Here is a 16,907-nt window from a genome sequence, read left to right on the forward strand (position 1 = left end):
GAGATTAGGAAAATTCTTTACGCAGCTTCTTCGCCGCTGAAACCATGTTTGCTAGCGAGACTTCCGTTTCCGCCCAGTTACGGGTTTTGAGACCACAATCTGGATTCACCCACAAACGCTGTGCTGGGATCTGCTCTGCGGCTTTGTTAATCAAACCCTCAATCCACTCTTCTGATGGAATGTTTGGTGAGTGAATATCATAAACACCAGGGCCAATTTCATTCGGGTAATTGAACTCCTCAAATGCTTTCAACAGTTCCATATTTGAACGTGAGGTTTCAATGGTAATCACGTCAGCATCTAGCGCGGCAACTGAATCAATGATTTCATTGAACTCCGAATAACACATATGGGTATGGATTTGCGTCTCTGGTTTTGCACTGGCAGCGGAAATCTTAAAGGCATCGACGGCCCACTCCAAGTACGCCTTGTGATCGCGTTTCTTCAGCGGTAACCCTTCACGAATAGCAGGTTCATCAATCTGAATAATATTAATGCCTGCATCTTGTAAGTCCGATACCTCATCACGTAGGGCGAGTGCCAATTGGTTCGCAATCTCCTCACGGGTGATATCTTCTCGAGGGAATGTCCAACATAGAATCGTCACAGGGCCAGTAAGCATGCCTTTCATCTGCTTACTGGTTAAAGATTGCGCATAAGTAGACCAACCCACCGTCATTGGTTGCTCACGCTCAATGTCCGCGACCACAATCGCAGGTTTCACGCAGCGAGAGCCGTAACTTTGTACCCAACCAAATTTCGTGGTTTGGAAACCGGCCAGATTCTCAGCAAAGTACTCCACCATGTCGTTACGTTCCGCTTCACCATGAACCAGAACATCAAGATCAAGCGCTTCTTGGCGCTTAACGGCATCTTCAATATGGCCTTTCAATGCAACATCGTATTCTGCCTGAGACAATTTTCCCGTTCTAAACGCGCTACGTTGCAAACGAATCTCACTAGTTTGAGGGAACGAGCCAATCGTCGTGGTTGGAAACAGCGGTAAACCGAGGACCTCAGCTTGGTGAGCTGCACGCTCTTTATACGGCGCACTTCGCTCAGCCAAAGCTTTGGTGATGCCACTTAGACGTTGTTGTACTTGCGGTTTATTTACATGTGTTGCGCTCTTACGCGCTTTGATTGGCGCGCTGTAAGTCTCACACGCAGCGATGGCGGCTTGGTCACCATCGAGCGCCTTACCAAGTAGAGCGACTTCCGAAACTTTCTGTTTAGCAAAAGCAAACCAGCTGCGAACCTCTTCTGATAAATTGGTTTCTAATTCAAGATCCACCGGGCTATGCAAAAGCGAACATGAACTTGCAACCCATAGCTTGTCACCCAGTTTTTCTTTAAGCGGTTGCAAGGTCTCTAGTTGGCTTGCCAGATCCGCTCGCCATACGTTACGGCCATTAACCACACCCGCTGAAAGCACCCAACCTTGAGGCAGCTTTTCAGCAACCGTGTTCAATTGCGCTGGCGCCGCCGAGGCATCAATGTGTAAACCATCCACTTCCAAAGCGACAATACGATCTAAGGTATCTTCTACTGAATCAAAGTAAGTGGTTAGAAGCACTTTTACGTCACTACGAATCACTTGGTATGCCAGCTTAAACGAATCTAACCAAGGCTTTTCGAGCTCTAGCGAAAGAATTGGCTCATCAATTTGCACCCATTCAACACCTTGCTTGGCCAATTTAGCCAATATAGCTTGGTATGCACTGAGTAAACGAGGTAATAGTGTTAAGCGGTCAAACCCTTCTTCCACTTCTTTACCTAAGTAGAGATAACTAAGAGGACCAAGCAGAACGGGCTTTACATTATGACCGGCTTTGACCGCTTCGTTCACTTCCTCAAAGAGCTGTGGCCAGCTCACTTCAAAACTGTCGTCTTTGCTAAACTCAGGCACGATATAGTGATAATTGGTGTTAAACCACTTGGTCATGTCGGATGCGGCACTGCCAGAGCAGCCACAGTTTGCTTGTGATTGCCCGCGACCAACACGGAATAGAGTATCCAAATCAGGGAAGCCATCGCTATGACGTTTCGGTGCATGACCAAGCAGCAATGTTGTGGTTAACACATGATCATACCAAGCAAAATCACCTGCTGCTACGAAACTCAAATCCGCGTCCGCTTGAGTTTGCCAGTTTTTAGATCGTAGATCTGCCCCGACTTGTTTTAGCTCAGCCTGTTCGATTTCACCGCGCCAGTACTTCTCTAATGCGAATTTTAATTCACGTTTTTCGCCGATTCTTGGGTAGCCTAAAATGTGCGTTGTCGTTGTCATATCTTTAATTCCTTTACCAAGCCAAAGTATCAATTCTGTGACAGAGCATCTTGTGCATTAAAGGTGCGAATAAGATGTCTGGATGTCCAAACTATCCAATTTCTTTTCACTATGAACAACCGACAATTATTCAACTTGTTTATGAGTAAAATTCATGGTGTTACAACAAGGAGTTTACAATTGGGACGTAAAGGAAACACAAATAGACGTCTAGACGTTTACTTGTGGCATTAAAACAGGTAGGTTAACTCTATTCATGCAAAGGAAATGCAGCTGAAGGGAATTCATGATCGAATTAAAACATTTAAGAACACTGGCCTCTTTGCGAGAGACAGGTTCGTTGACGGCCACCGCAACCTCGCTCCATTTAACTCAATCAGCGTTATCACACCAGATCAAAGATCTTGAATCACGCCTTGGTGGCCAGTTGTTTCTACGCAAAACACGGCCGGTCAAATTTACCTCAGAAGGTGAAATTTTGTTGCGCCTTGCTGATGACATCATGCCGCGACTAGCAAAAGCAGAAAATGAGCTAGCAAGTTTAAAAGAAGATGTGAACGGCCGACTGCATATGGCGATTGAATGCCACTCTTGCTTTCAATGGTTGATGCCAGCGCTGAAGGAGTATCAAATTACTTGGCCCAGTGTCACGCTCGATTTTTCTTCTGGTTTTGGCTTTGAGCCTTTACCTGCCTTAATGAGCGGAGAATTAGATTTGGTGATCACCTCCGATATTCAACCACGTTCGGAAGTGCATTTTGAACCGCTCTTTGATTTTGAGATGCGCCTGATCACTGCAGTCAATCATCCACTCGCTAATAAAACCCAGATTGAGCCACAAGACTTAGCCGATCAAACCATGATCTCCTACCCTGTGCAAAAGCAGCGCTTAGATGTGGTTAAGCACTTCTTACAACCGGCAGGCGTTGAGCCCGCAAAATGGAAGCAGTGCGATAATACCTTAATGCTGGTGCAAATGGTGTCAGCGGGATTGGGTGTGGCGGCATTACCCAATTGGGCAATCAGTGAATTTTCACGCCAAGGCTTGATCAGCAGCGTACCACTAGGTGATGGTCTATCTCGGCGTCTATTTGCAGCAACACGTAATTCAGAGAAAGAAAAACGCTATCTACAAGCCTTCTTCACGACAGCGAAACAGCAGTGTAAAAGCCATTTAGAAGGAATTACCCTCGCCTAATCGTCGTGGGTATGACGCTCTAAATATAAAAAAGAGGCAATCAATGCCTCTTTTTATTGGTGGTTATCATACCTGCCACGATTACATTAGCGCTGGTAGGCTTTGAATTGATTGGTGAGCGGATCATATTGATAGCCTAAAACATCCAACTTACCAACGACCTGCTCTACATCCATCTCATACATACTGACCAGATCATCGAAGCTATCGCACTCTAGGCGCAACTTCTCATTGACGATACCGAGAAGGATAATGCTATCAAAACCACGAACGTCGCTTAAATCCATAACTCCACTCCCTATCATTTCAAGGCATTGCCTACCAACAGACTTGTTGCCAAGCTCATATTTAAAAGCCTAGCTCTGATTAGCGAAATTAAAAGTGAGGCAGATCGAATTTCGTTTAAGCGTCTGTTAGCCGACGAGTGGCTGGCTAAAGACTTGATCAAACATAGGCTGATTGACGACCGTCACTACCACTAAAATAACCAGAGCGAAGCCCAATTGGCCTTTGCTGACTGCTTTGGTAGTAAATAGATGGAAGCACCACACGACCACGGCTGAAATAAGTAAAATCATGCCTAGGATGGTGGGTAAGCTGATCGCCAGTAGGGCTTCTTCGCTCAAACTGTACGCTTGAAAGACTAAAGTAATCGCCGTCAACATCGCCGCTAATACGCCGACAACTGGTAAAATACGCTGAAAAGCTTGCAGACGTGAACGCGCGACCACGAGCAACAGCTGGCCAAAACAGCCGCCAAGAAGCAAGACTTGCACCAAGATATTCGCCCCTGATGCGATACTCGTTTGCTCACCAATCATAATTCCAACGTAAGCAACTGCGAGACCGTTAGCGAGATACAACAGCCATAACGGGCCTTTTTCTCGCGTTTTTCCGGTTTGCACCTGAGAATAAAAATAACCGATTGCGGCTGCCACCATGAAAGCTTCGATTTTTAAAGAAGCGACAGCCAGCCATAACACGACCAAAGGGGTCAGCATTTTATGCACGCGGCCGCGTTGTCCCGGGCAAATTTCGCCCTTGACCAACACGAGTGTTAAGATGAGTTGCGCACCCAATAGCATAGGTGCAAACGTTGCTAACAATTGCTGAATCATATGTGAATAGCTCACGAGAATAATAATTTGTCGCGGATAATAGCAAACTGGTGGTTTTTCGCTAGATTGTTACGCCTTTTAAAATTGGATTTAGCGACACAACGCAAGCATGCGGTAACAGGCTTAACCCTAATTAATATAAGGCCTTCGCCCAATTGAGTTATCTGCAAATAGAAGGCTAGATACCATTGTAATTAGCCGCTATAATTCGCCCTCACTGGAACTAAGAGCAAAATATGTACAACGACATCACTCCAATTCACGAGCATAAAAAATACTGGGCGGAATGCTTTGGTACGGCTCCTTTTTTACCGACTAGCCGTAAGGAAATGGACGCCCTAGGATGGGATAGTTGTGACATCATCATCGTCACTGGTGATGCGTATGTGGACCACCCAAGTTTCGGTATGGCGATCATTGGTCGTCTGCTTGAAGCGCAAGGTTTCCGCGTTGGTATTATTGCTCAACCAGAATGGAATAATAAAGACGCGTTCATGACGTTAGGTAAACCAAACCTCTTCTTTGGTATTACTGCAGGCAACATGGACTCGATGATCAACCGTTATACCGCGGATAAAAAGTTACGTCATGACGATGCTTACACCCCAAATAACGAAGGTGGCAAACGCCCAGACCGTGCAACCTTAGTCTATTCTCAACGCTGTCGTGAAGCCTACAAAGGCATCCCAATTGTATTGGGTGGTATTGAAGCGAGCCTACGTCGCCTAGCCCACTACGATTACTGGTCAGACAAAGTACGCCGCTCTGTACTATTTGATGCCAAAGCAGACATCTTGTTATTTGGTAACGCAGAACGCGCACTCGTTGAAGTGGCACATCGCCTTGCCGATGGTGAAGACATTTCAACGCTGACCAACATTCGTGGTACCGCGGTTAACTTAGCGGCAGAGCCAGAGCACTTCACTATCATTGACTCTTCGCGCATTGAAAAACCGCGTAAAGAGGCTTTTGTACCGCTAAACCCATACGCGGTGGAAGAGCAATGTGAAACTAAAAAAGCAGAGCCTGAAGCGAAAGCGATCACGATTCGTCCTTCTCGTCATGATGCGGCAACGACCGCAGTACGCTTACCGCCGTTTGAAAAACTTAATAACGACCGTATCTTATATGCACATGCAAGTCGTGTGATGCATTTGGAAACCAACCCATATTCTGGTCGTGCACTGATTCAGCGCCATGGCGATCGTGAACTTTGGGTAAACCAAGCGCCGATTCCACTAAGCACCGAAGAAATGGACTATGTATTTGGTCTTAGTTTTGCGCGTGTACCTCATCCAATGTACGGCAAAGCAAAAATTCCAGCTTACGACATGATCAAGACCTCGGTTAACATCATGCGCGGCTGTTTTGGCGGCTGTTCATTCTGTTCAATTACAGAGCATGAAGGTCGAATCATCCAAAACCGTTCTCAAGAATCAATCATTGGAGAACTGGAAGAGATCCGCGATAAAGTACCCGGTTTTACTGGCACAATTTCCGATTTAGGTGGCCCAACGGCGAACATGTATCGTCTTGGCTGTAGCGATCCTAAAGCAGAAGCAAACTGTCGTCGTCCGTCTTGTGTGTTCCCGGGGATCTGTAACAAACTCAATACTGATCACCAACACACTATCGACCTGTATCGCGCAGCTCGTCGCGTCAATGGCGTCAAGAAGGTCATGATTGCCTCAGGTGTTCGTTATGATCTGGCAATCGAATCACCAGAATATGTGCGCGAACTCGTAACTCATCACGTGGGTGGCTATCTGAAGATTGCACCAGAGCATACTGAAAAAGGCCCTCTGGATCTGATGATGAAACCGGGAATGGGCACTTACGATCGCTTCAAAGAGATGTTTGAAAAATACAGCCAAGAAGCAGGCAAGAAGCAATACTTGATCCCTTACTTCATCTCAGCTCACCCAGGTACTGAAGATGAAGACATGGTGAACCTTGCACTGTGGCTGAAAAAGAACAACTTTGAAACTGACCAAGTGCAGAACTTCTACCCATCACCGATGTGTAATGCAACCTCGATGTATTACTCAGAGACGAACCCACTTAAACGCGTGAAATACAAAAAGCGTGAAGATGTTCCCGTTGCGAAAGGTGAACGCCAACGTCGTTTACATAAAGCACTGCTTCGCTACCACGATCCAGATAACTGGCCATTGATTCGTGAAGCACTCACCAACATGGGTAAAAAACACCTAATCGGTGATAAACCAAATTGTCTGGTGCCAGAAACCAACGATGATGTACTGACACCCGCTCAGCGTCGTAAGTCTGGTCGTCATGGTTCGCAGCGCTTTGCTACCAAACACACCAAAAACCAACCTGGTTTTGGCAGCTTACGCGGTGAAGGGAATCGTGATGCTAAACAAGGCAGCAAGCAAAGCGGAGACAATCGCCAACGCAATAATGATGGCAACCCGCAACGCTCTGGGCAAAAACCACAAGGCAATGGTCAAAACCAATCAAAAGGTGGTTTCGCTAAACCAAACCAACGTGGAAACAATAACCAAGGTAATGGTAATAGCCAAAGCCGCGGGACAAATGGTTCACAAGGGAAAGGTTCATCGGGCAAAGGTGCGCAAGGTAACCGACCTGCCTCTTCGGGTAACCGCAAGCCGAAACATCGTTAAGAGATTTCGCTAAGTTTCAAGATCAAAAAAGCCGACGTTCACCACGTCGGCTTTTCTATATTATCGCGATAAACGCACTCTCAGCTTAAAAGAAACTAAGAGGAGCAGTTCAAGCGTTAGCGGCCTCAAACTCGCGCATAAAGTCTACCAGTACTTGTACACCTTCTAATGGCATCGCATTGTAGATTGAAGCGCGCATACCACCTACAGCTCGGTGGCCTTTCAGTGCGACTAAACCACGTGCTTTTGCTTGAGCAAGAAATGCTTCATCCAATTCCGGTTTCGCTAATTGGAATGGCACATTCATACGTGAACGGTTAGCAGAATGAACTGAATTACGGTAGAAATCAGAGCTATCAATGTAGTTGTAAAGCAACGCTGCTTTTTCACGGTTTATTTGCTCCATCGCCTCTACCCCACCTTGCGCTTTCAACCATTTGAAAACGAGGCCAGATAGGTACCATGCAAACGTAGGTGGCGTATTAAACATTGAGTCTTTTTCAGCTAATACCTTATAGTTCAAGAAACTAGGTACAACTTGGCTTGCTAAATCTAATAAGTCATCACGTACAATCGCAATGCACAATCCTGATGGGCCAATATTTTTCTGCGCGCCCGCATAGATCACGCCATATTTTGACACATCAATGCGTTGTGAAAGAATGTTCGAGGACATATCTGCCACGATAGGCTTATCCGTTTGCGGTAGATCGTAAATTTCTACCCCATCAATGGTCTCGTTCGGGCAAAAATGCACATAGGCTGAGTCTTCCGCCACAATCCAATCGCTAGCAGGCGTAACGGCAATCTTGCCATCAATTTCTGTCTTAGCGACGTACGAGTCAACTTCACAATACTTCTGAGCTTCATCAATGGCACTTTCTGCCCAGAAGCCTGCATCAATATACGTCGCTTTATTGTTCTGACCCAATAGGTTTAAAGGCACGGCAGCAAACTGTGCACGTGCACCACCTTGGCAAAACAATACTTTGTAGTTGTTTGGGATGTTTAATAGATCACGCAGATCTTGCTCTGCTTCTTCAGCAACTTGGATGAACTCTTTGCTGCGGTGGCTGATTTCCATCACCGATGTACCAAGATTATTCCAGTTCACCAATTCAGACTGGGCTTGCTCCATTACCGCTTTCGGTAAAGCCGCTGGTCCGGCGCTAAAATTAAATACGTTGTCCACGGATTCTTTCCTTGCTCATGCTTTATGTAAGACTGTTCACATTAATACCACTTTTTTAACGAGTAAAAAAGTGACAAAAGAGGTCTTTAGACCTCTTTTGATTTTAATCGTATCTCTTTTTACTTTATTCCAAAGTAAAAGCTACATCATCAAAGGTAATAGCAAGCTCATTAATGGCACTTTCTGGCCATTTTCAAAGACAAAATTGCCTTCTTTAAGCTCTGCTTTTGCACGGTAACCATTGTCTGTTTGCTTAACAAACTCCATGATCATGCCTTCATCAACACCCTGCTGTAACGCTGGATATTGTTCAACCAAGCCATTCGACACGAAGGTATCAATATGGCCTTGCAGTGCAGGCATAATGCTCATTGGGTTACGCGATACATCATTCGTCCCTTGCGGAACCGTTAACTTCCACTCAGAAGTAAACTCGCCTTGGCCGATTGTTAGGGCAAGTTTATCCATTGAAAGATAAAAACCATTCGAGAACAAACTATCAACATGCGGGATAATGTTTTGCATATCGTCAGCATTCATCATTGGAGCATTTTGATACGCTAATACAAGCTGTTCAAACGCAACAGCATCAAGATCACCCAAGGCGAAATCAACTTCAAAATTACTGACTTTCTCTTGTTCCATTAATAGATCAGCCATCGTGACATTGTGCTTAGTGGTCACACGTTTTGATTGCTCATCCATAAATGAAGAATAAGCATACTTGGCTTTTTTCAACGCAAACAGTGGTGTTTGATCACCATCTAATACCGCCATATCGGCCAGTGAAATTTGCTGATCACCAATCCAGAAACTATTAACCTGCTTACCTTCTCCATCACCAGTAATGCCAGAGACCAGTAATTTTTCACCACTGTTAAAGTCAACTTCAATCGATGGAATATCAAGTTGGTAGCTCACTTCGCCCAACACCGTGACGTGGCCTTTTAGCGTTGACGGAGTCACAGACAACATCGCGCCCTGCTCTCCTTCACTCACTTGATGCCAATTATCCAATTTAAACTCAAAGTCGGTGTTACCGTTTAGCTGAGTCACCGTATGCAAGGTTAACGGTAAATCAGGCCAATTCGTCATTTCTGAATCAGCACTGATGCTCAATAAGCCGTGTGTGATTTGGCTATCAACCATGATCTGCGCTGGAATACCATCCGCCTCCAATTGAGCAACAAGAAGTGGATCAGTAATGGTATAGCGAGTTTGAACGGTAGAAGAAAGATAGCCACGATCGTATTGAACAATTTCCGCAGTGATTGCGTCGTTATTCATCTGAGTCACACCATCTTGAATGACATTCTGCCCAATTTGACCAACGGCTAAAGGCCAACAAAATGCGAGGGCGATAGCACCACCAATCGCGGCGTATTTTTTTAATTGCTGCATGTCACTCATGATTTAAAGTATCCGTAGTTTCAATTATAGCGTGAACCATCTCGCCCATTCGGCTGTGCCAAACATGGCGAACAATCGTTACAGTTTACACCAAAAAACATTGAGATAAATCAGAGTATTGACTGAATTCTTATTGATGCAAGATTTCTATAACTTAGCTCTCAGCAGCCACGCTTGTTTCTTGCTACGGTAACTTGTCTAAACCAACGAAATACAGGTTGCGAAACGAATTGAACCAATATGCCCTACTGTGTCTTGATAACAACCCTATTAGCATTGAACAGCTACGTGGCGAGCTGAATGCATTCACATCAAAATTTGATGTGCATTGCGCTGACAGCATTGAAGATGCGCATTGCGCGTTGCAGTATTGCATGGATAACGATCAACCTGTTGCGCTGGTTATCGCCAGCCACCACGAAAATTTCGACGGGGCGAACTTTCTCAACCAACTTGATAAATCCCCACTAACACAAAACGCACGTAGGATTTTGGTTAGTTGCGGACAAGATATTCAAGCCATCCTTTCTGCCGTTAACGAAGGTCGATTGGACCACTGTTTAACCAAACCGTTGCAAGACAACCTCGTCTACAAAACCATACAAAAAGAACTCACTACTTTTGTGGTGGAGAATGACAAAGAAAACCTGCTCTCATACAGTCTAATTCTCGAACAGCAAAAGCTCTTGCGTGCACATATCGACCAGAAAATGGCCAACTACCAAGCAGGGTTTATTTCTGACCATCACCGCTTATCCGATTCACAATTAGCTGAACAAGTGATTGATGCCCTGTCGGACTTTTTTGCTGATCATGATGAAAACCAAGCGATGCGACACTATTCAAGCGACCATTTATTAACCGTAGAAGGTGAAGAAAACCGCTTCTTGTGGTTCATCACCAATGGTGAAGTGGCACTGTACAAAAAAGATGAATTAGGCATGCAACGTGAAGTGGTTCGCCACAGCAAAGGCAACTTAATCGGCGGAATGTCATTTGTAACGGGCGAACCATCCTTTTCCACCGCGGTAACCTTGACCGATACTGATGTCATCAAACTCGATCGTGATGAATTTAGTAAAGTCATGCAATCCAACACCGCTCTACTGCCTTTGTTTACCAACTTACTCTTACGGCACTTTAACCGCCGTCTGCAACGCAGTATCAATACGAAATTACAACTGCAAAAGACCATTGAATCACTCGAATCCGCCCACCAGCAACTCATCGAACGTGAAAAAATGGCAATGCTTGGTCAACTCGTTGCCGGAGTGGCACATGAACTCAACAACCCAATTGCCGCCATTTTACGAGGCACCGATACCCTTACCGATAATATCCATCAGCTTGTCGCCAATCAAAACCCTGTAAATAAGCAGCTAGGTGACGAGATTTTAACTCGTGCTCTTTCCTCACGACCCAGCTCTACCGCCGATGAGCGAAAGCGCACTAAAGAGACCGAGCAAAAAGTAGGCGACCGTCGTATAGCCAAAAAGTTGGTTAAGTTAGGGTTAGAAAATGATGCCTACTGGGCACAACGCGTCAAGCGCGATCAGCAGCAGGCGACCTACGACTTAGTAGAGCTGGAAAATTTCCACCTTGCGGGTGCAACTCTACGGTCGATCAATGTCTGTGCTCAGCGTATTGCTGACATGGTTAAAAGCTTAAAAGGCTATGCGCGTCCTGATGATGAGACCTTTCACTACGTCGATATTCATGAAGGCATTGAAGATACGTTAGTGATCTTTGAAAACAAACTAAAACGCCACAACGTCGAAAAGCACTACGCCGAACTGCCACCAATTCGTTGTTTACCTATTGCGCTACAACAAGTGTGGACCAATCTCATTTCCAACGCGATTGATGTCTTTCCAGAGAAAGGAAGCCTGACGGTGACCACGAGAGCGACGACCCGTTACGGAAAAATGTGGGCCGTGATCGCAATAAAAGATAATGGTTGTGGCATTTCCAAAGCACTGCAAGAGAAGATTTTCGAACTCAATTTCACAACAAAACGTGAAGGCAACTTTGGACTCGGTATTGGCTTATCGGTATGCCAACAGATAATTCAACAGCACGGCGGTACGATTGAAGTCGAATCTGTCGAAAACCAATTCACGCAAATGTCGGTATGGCTACCGATAGAGGCACAAGCTTAATTCAGCGAGGAAGAAACCATGAATAAATACCTGATCCTATGTGTCGATGACGAACGAGAAGTATTAGATAGCGTTATTCAAGATCTCGACTGTTTTGAAGAGCACTTTGTATTGGAAGGGGCAGAATCTGTCGCTGAAGCAAAGGAAATCATTCAAGAAGCACAAAGCGAAGATACACAGCTTGCGTTAATTTTGTGTGACCACATCATGCCAGAACAAACCGGAATTAGTTTTTTGATTGAACTAAGCGAAGACCGTGAAACCAACAAAGCTAGAAAATTGTTATTAACAGGACAAGCAGGTTTAGAAGACACGGTAGAAGCGATTAATCATGCAAGCCTCGATTTTTATTTAGCGAAACCATGGGATGGTGAACAAATCCGTCAAGTAATCAAAGATCAACTCACTCAATTTATGATCGACAACGAGCCAGAACTGATGCCATGGGCTGCCGTACTCAACACCGAACAGATTTTTAACGCCATTGCGGAAAATCGCTTGAGTTTTGGAGAATAGTCACATTTTAACCAGTGCAACTGGCATAACACTTGCTGCGAGTTTCAGCATTGGAAAAATAACGCCAAAACAATGACATTTTGCCTTGTGAGCAGAGCTTATGAACCAGTATTATACGCACTGCTTTGCGGGCAAATCGCCCTAACACAGAATTTAATTATTATAGGTTAATCTACTTATGCGCAAAACAATCTTAGCTGCGGCGCTAGTGCTGGTATCTGGTCAGTCACTTGCGATGGACGATCCAAACAGCCCAACGGTTATGAGCAACTTTAGCTACGATTACGTTGAAGCACGTATCGGCGCAAGCCCTGGTACGTTCGGTGCAGGTATTAGCAAGTCTATCCACCCTAATGCGCACGCCGTTGCTCGCCTTGATTCTGAGTTTTCTGGTGACTACGATTTGTCAACGGGTGTTGGTTTCCATGCGCCAATTAACAACTGGGCGGATCTAACTGGTGAGATCCTATTCCGTATGGTAGATACAAAAGCAATTAGCACCGATACTGGTATGGAACTGAACCTAGGCGTACGCCAATGGCTGGGTCCACAACTTGAGGTTGGTGGCAAATTGGGTTACGTATCAATCGATGAGAATGAAGATTGGATGGGCTCTGCGTATGCTCGCTTCCATGCGACTGAACTATTCTCTCTAGGTGCAGAAGCTCGCATCAACGAATTCTATGGTGACCAAGTGATGTTCACCACTCGTTTCCGTTTCTAAGTTTAGCGATATTAGCCAAGAAGTAATTTGGCAAGAATAAAAAATCCCGCCAGGAATGGCGGGATTTTTCTTAATACAATGATATTAAATAGCTAGCCTATTCCATTCCCAGCTGTTCGGCTATTGTCTTGATCTGCTCCAAATCCATCTGATGTACTCGAATCATTTGATTGATTTGGCTAATTCTCGAGCTCGCTTCATCTTGTTTATCACAAGAGTCCGATTTAGCATCCCAAGATGTGCCATCTAAATACGTATCACACTCTGTTTTTAACGCTTCGAGTTTAGGTTCAAGTTCTTGACGCTCTTGCATCAAGGCTTCTAATTCCTGTTTAACTTGTAGTTCTCGTTGGAACAATTCACGAGAACGTTCCAATAAAGTAACTTGCATATTGGCTTGATAGTTAAGTTTATTGTTGGCTTTGTTCGCATCCGCCAATTGCTGCTTCTGACCATTAAGTTGCTCTTCGAGCGAAAGGTTGGCTTTTTCCAATTCGGCCACTTGGGTATTCATCGCTTGCAACTGTTGATCAAACTTCGCTTGCTGCTCAACCATCGCTGCTTTCAGCTTTTGCTCAACTTCGTCATCCACTTTAGCAACGCGTTTTTCTACAGTGACCACCAAGGTCTCTCTATCTTGCTCTAGAGATTTGTATTGTTCTTGAAGCTCAAGATACGTACTTTGCCATTGCTTGGCCGTGAATGAAGATCCAATCAATCCACCGATTGCTAACCCCAATACACCAGCGACCACGATATAAAGATAAGTGCGTTTATCACGCTCCTCTATCACGACAACATCATCATCGGTGCTTTCAATATCAGTTTGGTTATTCACTCTTCGCTCCTACTGGCTCAGCGCATAAGTTCGGTGATCATCAATGTGGTAACGTACACGACAAACCCTGAGAGCAGAGTGATTACCACGTATTTCTGTAATTTTTCATTGGTGCGATATCGAACTAGTACATAAGCTAGCGCAATTAAAAACACGATTGCAATCAGTCTTGTCATACCCTCTCCTTAGGCTAATCTCACCAATTTAACTGCCTCATTTATACCATTTTTTACCTAAAATAGGTCAGAACGATGTCGTTTTATTACTTTAAATGTAGATCATCGACGTTCGCAGCTAAAGAGTTGGTGGATTACCGTACTATAAAATAATAAATCTGGCATTAAGTTTGGGCAATACCAAGATTTAGGGTATAAAGAACCGTTCCTTTTATTCGAGGCAAAGAAATGAAACCATTAAATCAGCAAAACAAAAAACGTCGTATCCTGAAAAAACTTTACCTAGGCGAATTCGCTATGATGGGTTTTGAAGTAAGCTGCAAAACAAACATTGCAGATTTCGATCGTTATGATGTGTTTGTAGACGACTTCATCGACTATATCGATAGCCTAGGCCTTTGCTTTGGCGGCGGCGGTCTTGAACTGTTCGAAGGTTTTATCTGTGCATCGGAGCGCTACCTAAGCGTAACTGAAGAGCAGAAAGCTCAAGTAATGGCTTGGCTAGACGCTCGTGAAGAAGTCAGTGAACTGATCGCTAGCGAATTAGTTGACGCGAACTACTTCTACTAATCGATATCACTAATCCACCGCCAGATGCCGCTCGCGAATATAACAGCGTAGTAAGGTTAAACGCGGTAGCTTAGTTTTATGTAGCTTAGTTCTATATTGCTAAGACGCTCCTTTTTGGGGCGTTTTTTATTCTCGCTTTTTAAGTAACCGCCCTCCTTTCTCGCCTAAAAATCCTCTTCGCTAGACTGATCGAAACCTCTGTCAAATCTTTTCGTCATTTGATTTAAAAACTTGTTGAATTGATCAAAAAAAGTGATAAAGTTCTCTGGTCAAAAGTGACCAGCACTATTGACTTACATTTACTCAACAATTGAGTAATTGTTCCGATGAAGACTGCAGGAGAGCGGTTATTAACCAAATGGTAACATTTGAGCATAATAACCTACCGAAGAAGTAAATCTTTCAGGTGCCACCTTAGGGTAGCGAGGACTGTAGTTGGAGGAACCTCTGGAGAGAACCGTTAAATCGGTCGCCGAAGGAGCAAGTCCTACATTGTTTCAACAATGCAGGGTGAAACTCTCAGGCAAAAGGACAGAGGAGTGGAAAGACTATATCCGTAGCTTGGCGTATTCATATGCCGAGTATGCTACTCATTTTTTGATGATATGCTTCATGTCGTCATACCTTTCCCTCTTCTCCTTAAAAGTTTTTTTAATTAAGGGGAAACCATGGATAACTTCCAATCTTTACTAAAAACAATCGACAACTTTGTCTGGGGACCACCACTACTGATTCTTTTGGTGGGCACAGGCGTCTACTTCACTTTCCGTTTGGGTCTTTTGCAGTTTAGGTACTTACCAACTGCATTCAAAATGATCTTTAGTAAAGATGATTCTGATAAGCAAGGCGACGTTTCTAGCTTTGCTGCACTTTGTACAGCTCTCTCTGCAACCATCGGTACTGGTAACATTGTTGGTGTTGCAACCGCAATCAAACTGGGTGGCCCTGGCGCACTATTTTGGATGTGGCTTGCGGCTTTATTCGGTATGGCAACCAAATACGCTGAATGTCTACTTGCAGTGAAATATCGCCGCGTCGACGACAAAGGCCAAATGGTTGGCGGCCCGATGTACTACCTACAATATGGTGTGGGCTCAAAAGCATTAGCGATCATGTTTGCTGTATTTGCTCTTGGGGTTGCATGCTTTGGTATTGGTACGTTCCCACAAGTCAACGCCATTCTTGATGCTACAGAAATTTCATTTGGCGTATCACGTGAAATCTCAGCCAGCATTCTGACGCTATTAGTCGCCTTTGTTACCCTTGGTGGGATTCAATCTATTGCCAAAGTTGCGGGTAAAGTCGTTCCTACCATGGCGCTGTTCTATGTGCTGGCTTGTCTAAGCGTTATCATTATGAACGCCGACAAATTGTTGGATGCGGTAGAGCTCGTTCTCGTTTCAGCCTTTACCTCAACCGCAGCAACGGGTGGCTTCTTAGGTGCCAGTATCATGCTCGCCATTCAATCGGGTATTGCTCGTGGTGTCTTCTCAAATGAATCAGGTCTAGGCAGTGCGCCAATGGCGGCAGCAGCAGCCAAGACAGATTCATGTGTGAAGCAAGGCTTGATCTCAATGACGGGCACCTTCATCGATACCATCATCATTTGTACCATGACGGGCTTGGCTCTGATTCTAACTGGTGCATGGCAGGGTGATCTGGCAGGTGCCGCGATGACAACTCACGCATTTGCCGTTGGTCTGAACATGGATACTTTCGGTCCAATGCTGGTTTCGATTGGCTTGATCTTCTTTGCCTTTACCACGATTTTGGGTTGGAACTACTACGGTGAGCGTTGTGTTGTATTCCTTATGGGCACAAAAGCGGTGCTACCGTATAAAATCATCTTCGTTTGTTTGGTTGCCTCTGGTGCGTTCCTTCACCTTGATATGATTTGGATTATTGCCGATATCGTTAACGGTCTGATGGCAATACCAAACCTCATTGGTCTGATTGCCCTTCGCCAAGTCGTCGTTGAAGAAACCAAACTGTTTTTCGCTTCCACTGAAAACGATGAATTCGAATCAGCCAAAGCCTAAAATAGCGACCATAGAATATATATAAAAAAACGCGG

General features: G+C 44.8%; 14 protein-coding genes and 2 riboswitches. Of the genes, 7 read left to right on the top strand and 7 right to left on the bottom strand.

All coding sequences use genetic code 11. From position 1 onward, the window contains the following. Nucleotides 1-4 precede the first annotated feature (4 nt). Nucleotides 5-2,287, bottom strand: a complete 2,283-nt coding sequence (gene metE, locus RH88_RS15375) for a 5-methyltetrahydropteroyltriglutamate--homocysteine S-methyltransferase (RefSeq protein ID WP_005597649.1) — start codon at nucleotides 2,285-2,287, stop codon at nucleotides 5-7. A 286-nt stretch (nucleotides 2,288-2,573) separates the two neighbouring features. On the opposite strand from metE, the gene RH88_RS15380 reads away from it, so the two are divergent. Further along, nucleotides 2,574-3,485 (top strand): LysR substrate-binding domain-containing protein, encoded by a 912-nt coding sequence (locus RH88_RS15380; RefSeq protein ID WP_005597650.1) that lies wholly within the window; start codon nucleotides 2,574-2,576, stop codon nucleotides 3,483-3,485. Between the two features lie 86 nt (nucleotides 3,486-3,571). On the opposite strand, the gene RH88_RS15385 is transcribed toward RH88_RS15380, so the two are convergent. Next, nucleotides 3,572-3,772, bottom strand: a complete 201-nt coding sequence (locus tag RH88_RS15385) for a DUF4250 domain-containing protein (RefSeq protein WP_005597651.1) — start codon at nucleotides 3,770-3,772, stop codon at nucleotides 3,572-3,574. A 126-nt stretch (nucleotides 3,773-3,898) separates the two neighbouring features. Continuing rightward, entirely contained in the window at nucleotides 3,899-4,603 is a 705-nt protein-coding gene (locus tag RH88_RS15390; protein WP_005597653.1) for a hypothetical protein, read from the bottom strand. Nucleotides 4,604-4,839: 236 nt separating this feature from the next. On the opposite strand from RH88_RS15390, the gene RH88_RS15395 reads away from it, so the two are divergent. After that, entirely contained in the window at nucleotides 4,840-7,248 is a 2,409-nt protein-coding gene (locus tag RH88_RS15395) for a YgiQ family radical SAM protein (protein WP_005597656.1), read from the top strand. 109 nt (nucleotides 7,249-7,357) lie between these two features. Here RH88_RS15395 and serC read toward each other — a convergent pair whose 3' ends face one another. Both serC and RH88_RS15405 read right to left on the bottom strand, forming a co-directional pair. Beyond that, nucleotides 7,358-8,440, bottom strand: a complete 1,083-nt coding sequence (gene serC / locus RH88_RS15400; RefSeq protein ID WP_005597659.1) for a 3-phosphoserine/phosphohydroxythreonine transaminase — start codon at nucleotides 8,438-8,440, stop codon at nucleotides 7,358-7,360. Nucleotides 8,441-8,581: 141 nt separating this feature from the next. Continuing rightward, entirely contained in the window at nucleotides 8,582-9,850 is a 1,269-nt protein-coding gene (locus tag RH88_RS15405) for a DUF945 family protein (protein WP_005597660.1), read from the bottom strand. Between the two features lie 230 nt (nucleotides 9,851-10,080). Here RH88_RS15405 and RH88_RS15410 point away from each other — a divergent pair, with 230 nt between their 5' ends. The 3 genes from RH88_RS15410 (at nucleotide 10,081) to RH88_RS15420 (ending at nucleotide 13,249) form a co-directional block, all read left to right on the top strand. Next, entirely contained in the window at nucleotides 10,081-12,009 is a 1,929-nt protein-coding gene (locus RH88_RS15410) for an ATP-binding protein (protein WP_040757988.1), read from the top strand. A gap of 18 nt (nucleotides 12,010-12,027) precedes the next feature. Further along, complete coding sequence (locus RH88_RS15415; RefSeq protein ID WP_005597664.1) at nucleotides 12,028-12,525, top strand: response regulator; 498 nt, start codon at nucleotides 12,028-12,030, stop codon at nucleotides 12,523-12,525. 178 nt (nucleotides 12,526-12,703) lie between these two features. After that, nucleotides 12,704-13,249: a hypothetical protein gene (locus tag RH88_RS15420; RefSeq protein ID WP_005597666.1), complete on the top strand. Its 546-nt coding sequence runs from the start codon at nucleotides 12,704-12,706 to the stop codon at nucleotides 13,247-13,249. A 97-nt stretch (nucleotides 13,250-13,346) separates the two neighbouring features. Here RH88_RS15420 and RH88_RS15425 read toward each other — a convergent pair whose 3' ends face one another. Both RH88_RS15425 and RH88_RS23745 read right to left on the bottom strand, forming a co-directional pair. Further along, entirely contained in the window at nucleotides 13,347-14,087 is a 741-nt protein-coding gene (locus RH88_RS15425) for a chromosome segregation ATPase (RefSeq protein ID WP_005597668.1), read from the bottom strand. Nucleotides 14,088-14,104: 17 nt separating this feature from the next. Next, entirely contained in the window at nucleotides 14,105-14,263 is a 159-nt protein-coding gene (locus RH88_RS23745; protein ID WP_005597669.1) for a hypothetical protein, read from the bottom strand. Nucleotides 14,264-14,491: 228 nt separating this feature from the next. Here RH88_RS23745 and RH88_RS15435 point away from each other — a divergent pair, with 228 nt between their 5' ends. Continuing rightward, a complete protein-coding gene (locus tag RH88_RS15435; RefSeq protein ID WP_005597672.1) occupies nucleotides 14,492-14,833 on the top strand; it encodes a 50S ribosome-binding protein YggL in 342 nt (113 codons plus the stop codon). Nucleotides 14,834-15,159: 326 nt separating this feature from the next. After that, nucleotides 15,160-15,275, top strand: a riboswitch (glycine riboswitch). A gap of 2 nt (nucleotides 15,276-15,277) precedes the next feature. Then, a riboswitch (glycine riboswitch) is annotated at nucleotides 15,278-15,371 on the top strand. A gap of 130 nt (nucleotides 15,372-15,501) precedes the next feature. Beyond that, nucleotides 15,502-16,872, top strand: coding sequence for an alanine/glycine:cation symporter family protein (locus tag RH88_RS15440; protein ID WP_005597673.1), 1,371 nt, complete (start codon nucleotides 15,502-15,504; stop codon nucleotides 16,870-16,872). The last annotated feature ends 35 nt before the right edge of the window (nucleotides 16,873-16,907 follow it).

It is taken from the genome of Vibrio scophthalmi LMG 19158, from assembly GCF_000222585.1.
Lineage (GTDB): Bacteria > Pseudomonadota > Gammaproteobacteria > Enterobacterales > Vibrionaceae > Vibrio > Vibrio scophthalmi.

What these genes read in the sequence shown, in the direction of transcription:
- RH88_RS15380 (WP_005597650.1), top strand. Translation starts at nt 2,574, where the DNA reads ATGATCGAATTAAAACATTTAAGAACACTGGCCTCTTTGCGAGAGACA.
- RH88_RS15440 (WP_005597673.1), top strand. Translation starts at nt 15,502, where the DNA reads ATGGATAACTTCCAATCTTTACTAAAAACAATCGACAACTTTGTCTGG.
- RH88_RS15385 (WP_005597651.1), bottom strand. Translation starts at nt 3,772, where the DNA reads ATGGATTTAAGCGACGTTCGTGGTTTTGATAGCATTATCCTTCTCGGT.
- RH88_RS15435 (WP_005597672.1), top strand. Translation starts at nt 14,492, where the DNA reads ATGAAACCATTAAATCAGCAAAACAAAAAACGTCGTATCCTGAAAAAA.
- RH88_RS23745 (WP_005597669.1), bottom strand. Translation starts at nt 14,263, where the DNA reads ATGACAAGACTGATTGCAATCGTGTTTTTAATTGCGCTAGCTTATGTA.
- RH88_RS15405 (WP_005597660.1), bottom strand. Translation starts at nt 9,850, where the DNA reads ATGAGTGACATGCAGCAATTAAAAAAATACGCCGCGATTGGTGGTGCT.
- RH88_RS15415 (WP_005597664.1), top strand. Translation starts at nt 12,028, where the DNA reads ATGAATAAATACCTGATCCTATGTGTCGATGACGAACGAGAAGTATTA.
- RH88_RS15395 (WP_005597656.1), top strand. Translation starts at nt 4,840, where the DNA reads ATGTACAACGACATCACTCCAATTCACGAGCATAAAAAATACTGGGCG.
- RH88_RS15390 (WP_005597653.1), bottom strand. Translation starts at nt 4,603, where the DNA reads ATGATTCAGCAATTGTTAGCAACGTTTGCACCTATGCTATTGGGTGCG.
- RH88_RS15420 (WP_005597666.1), top strand. Translation starts at nt 12,704, where the DNA reads ATGCGCAAAACAATCTTAGCTGCGGCGCTAGTGCTGGTATCTGGTCAG.
- metE (WP_005597649.1), bottom strand. Translation starts at nt 2,287, where the DNA reads ATGACAACGACAACGCACATTTTAGGCTACCCAAGAATCGGCGAAAAA.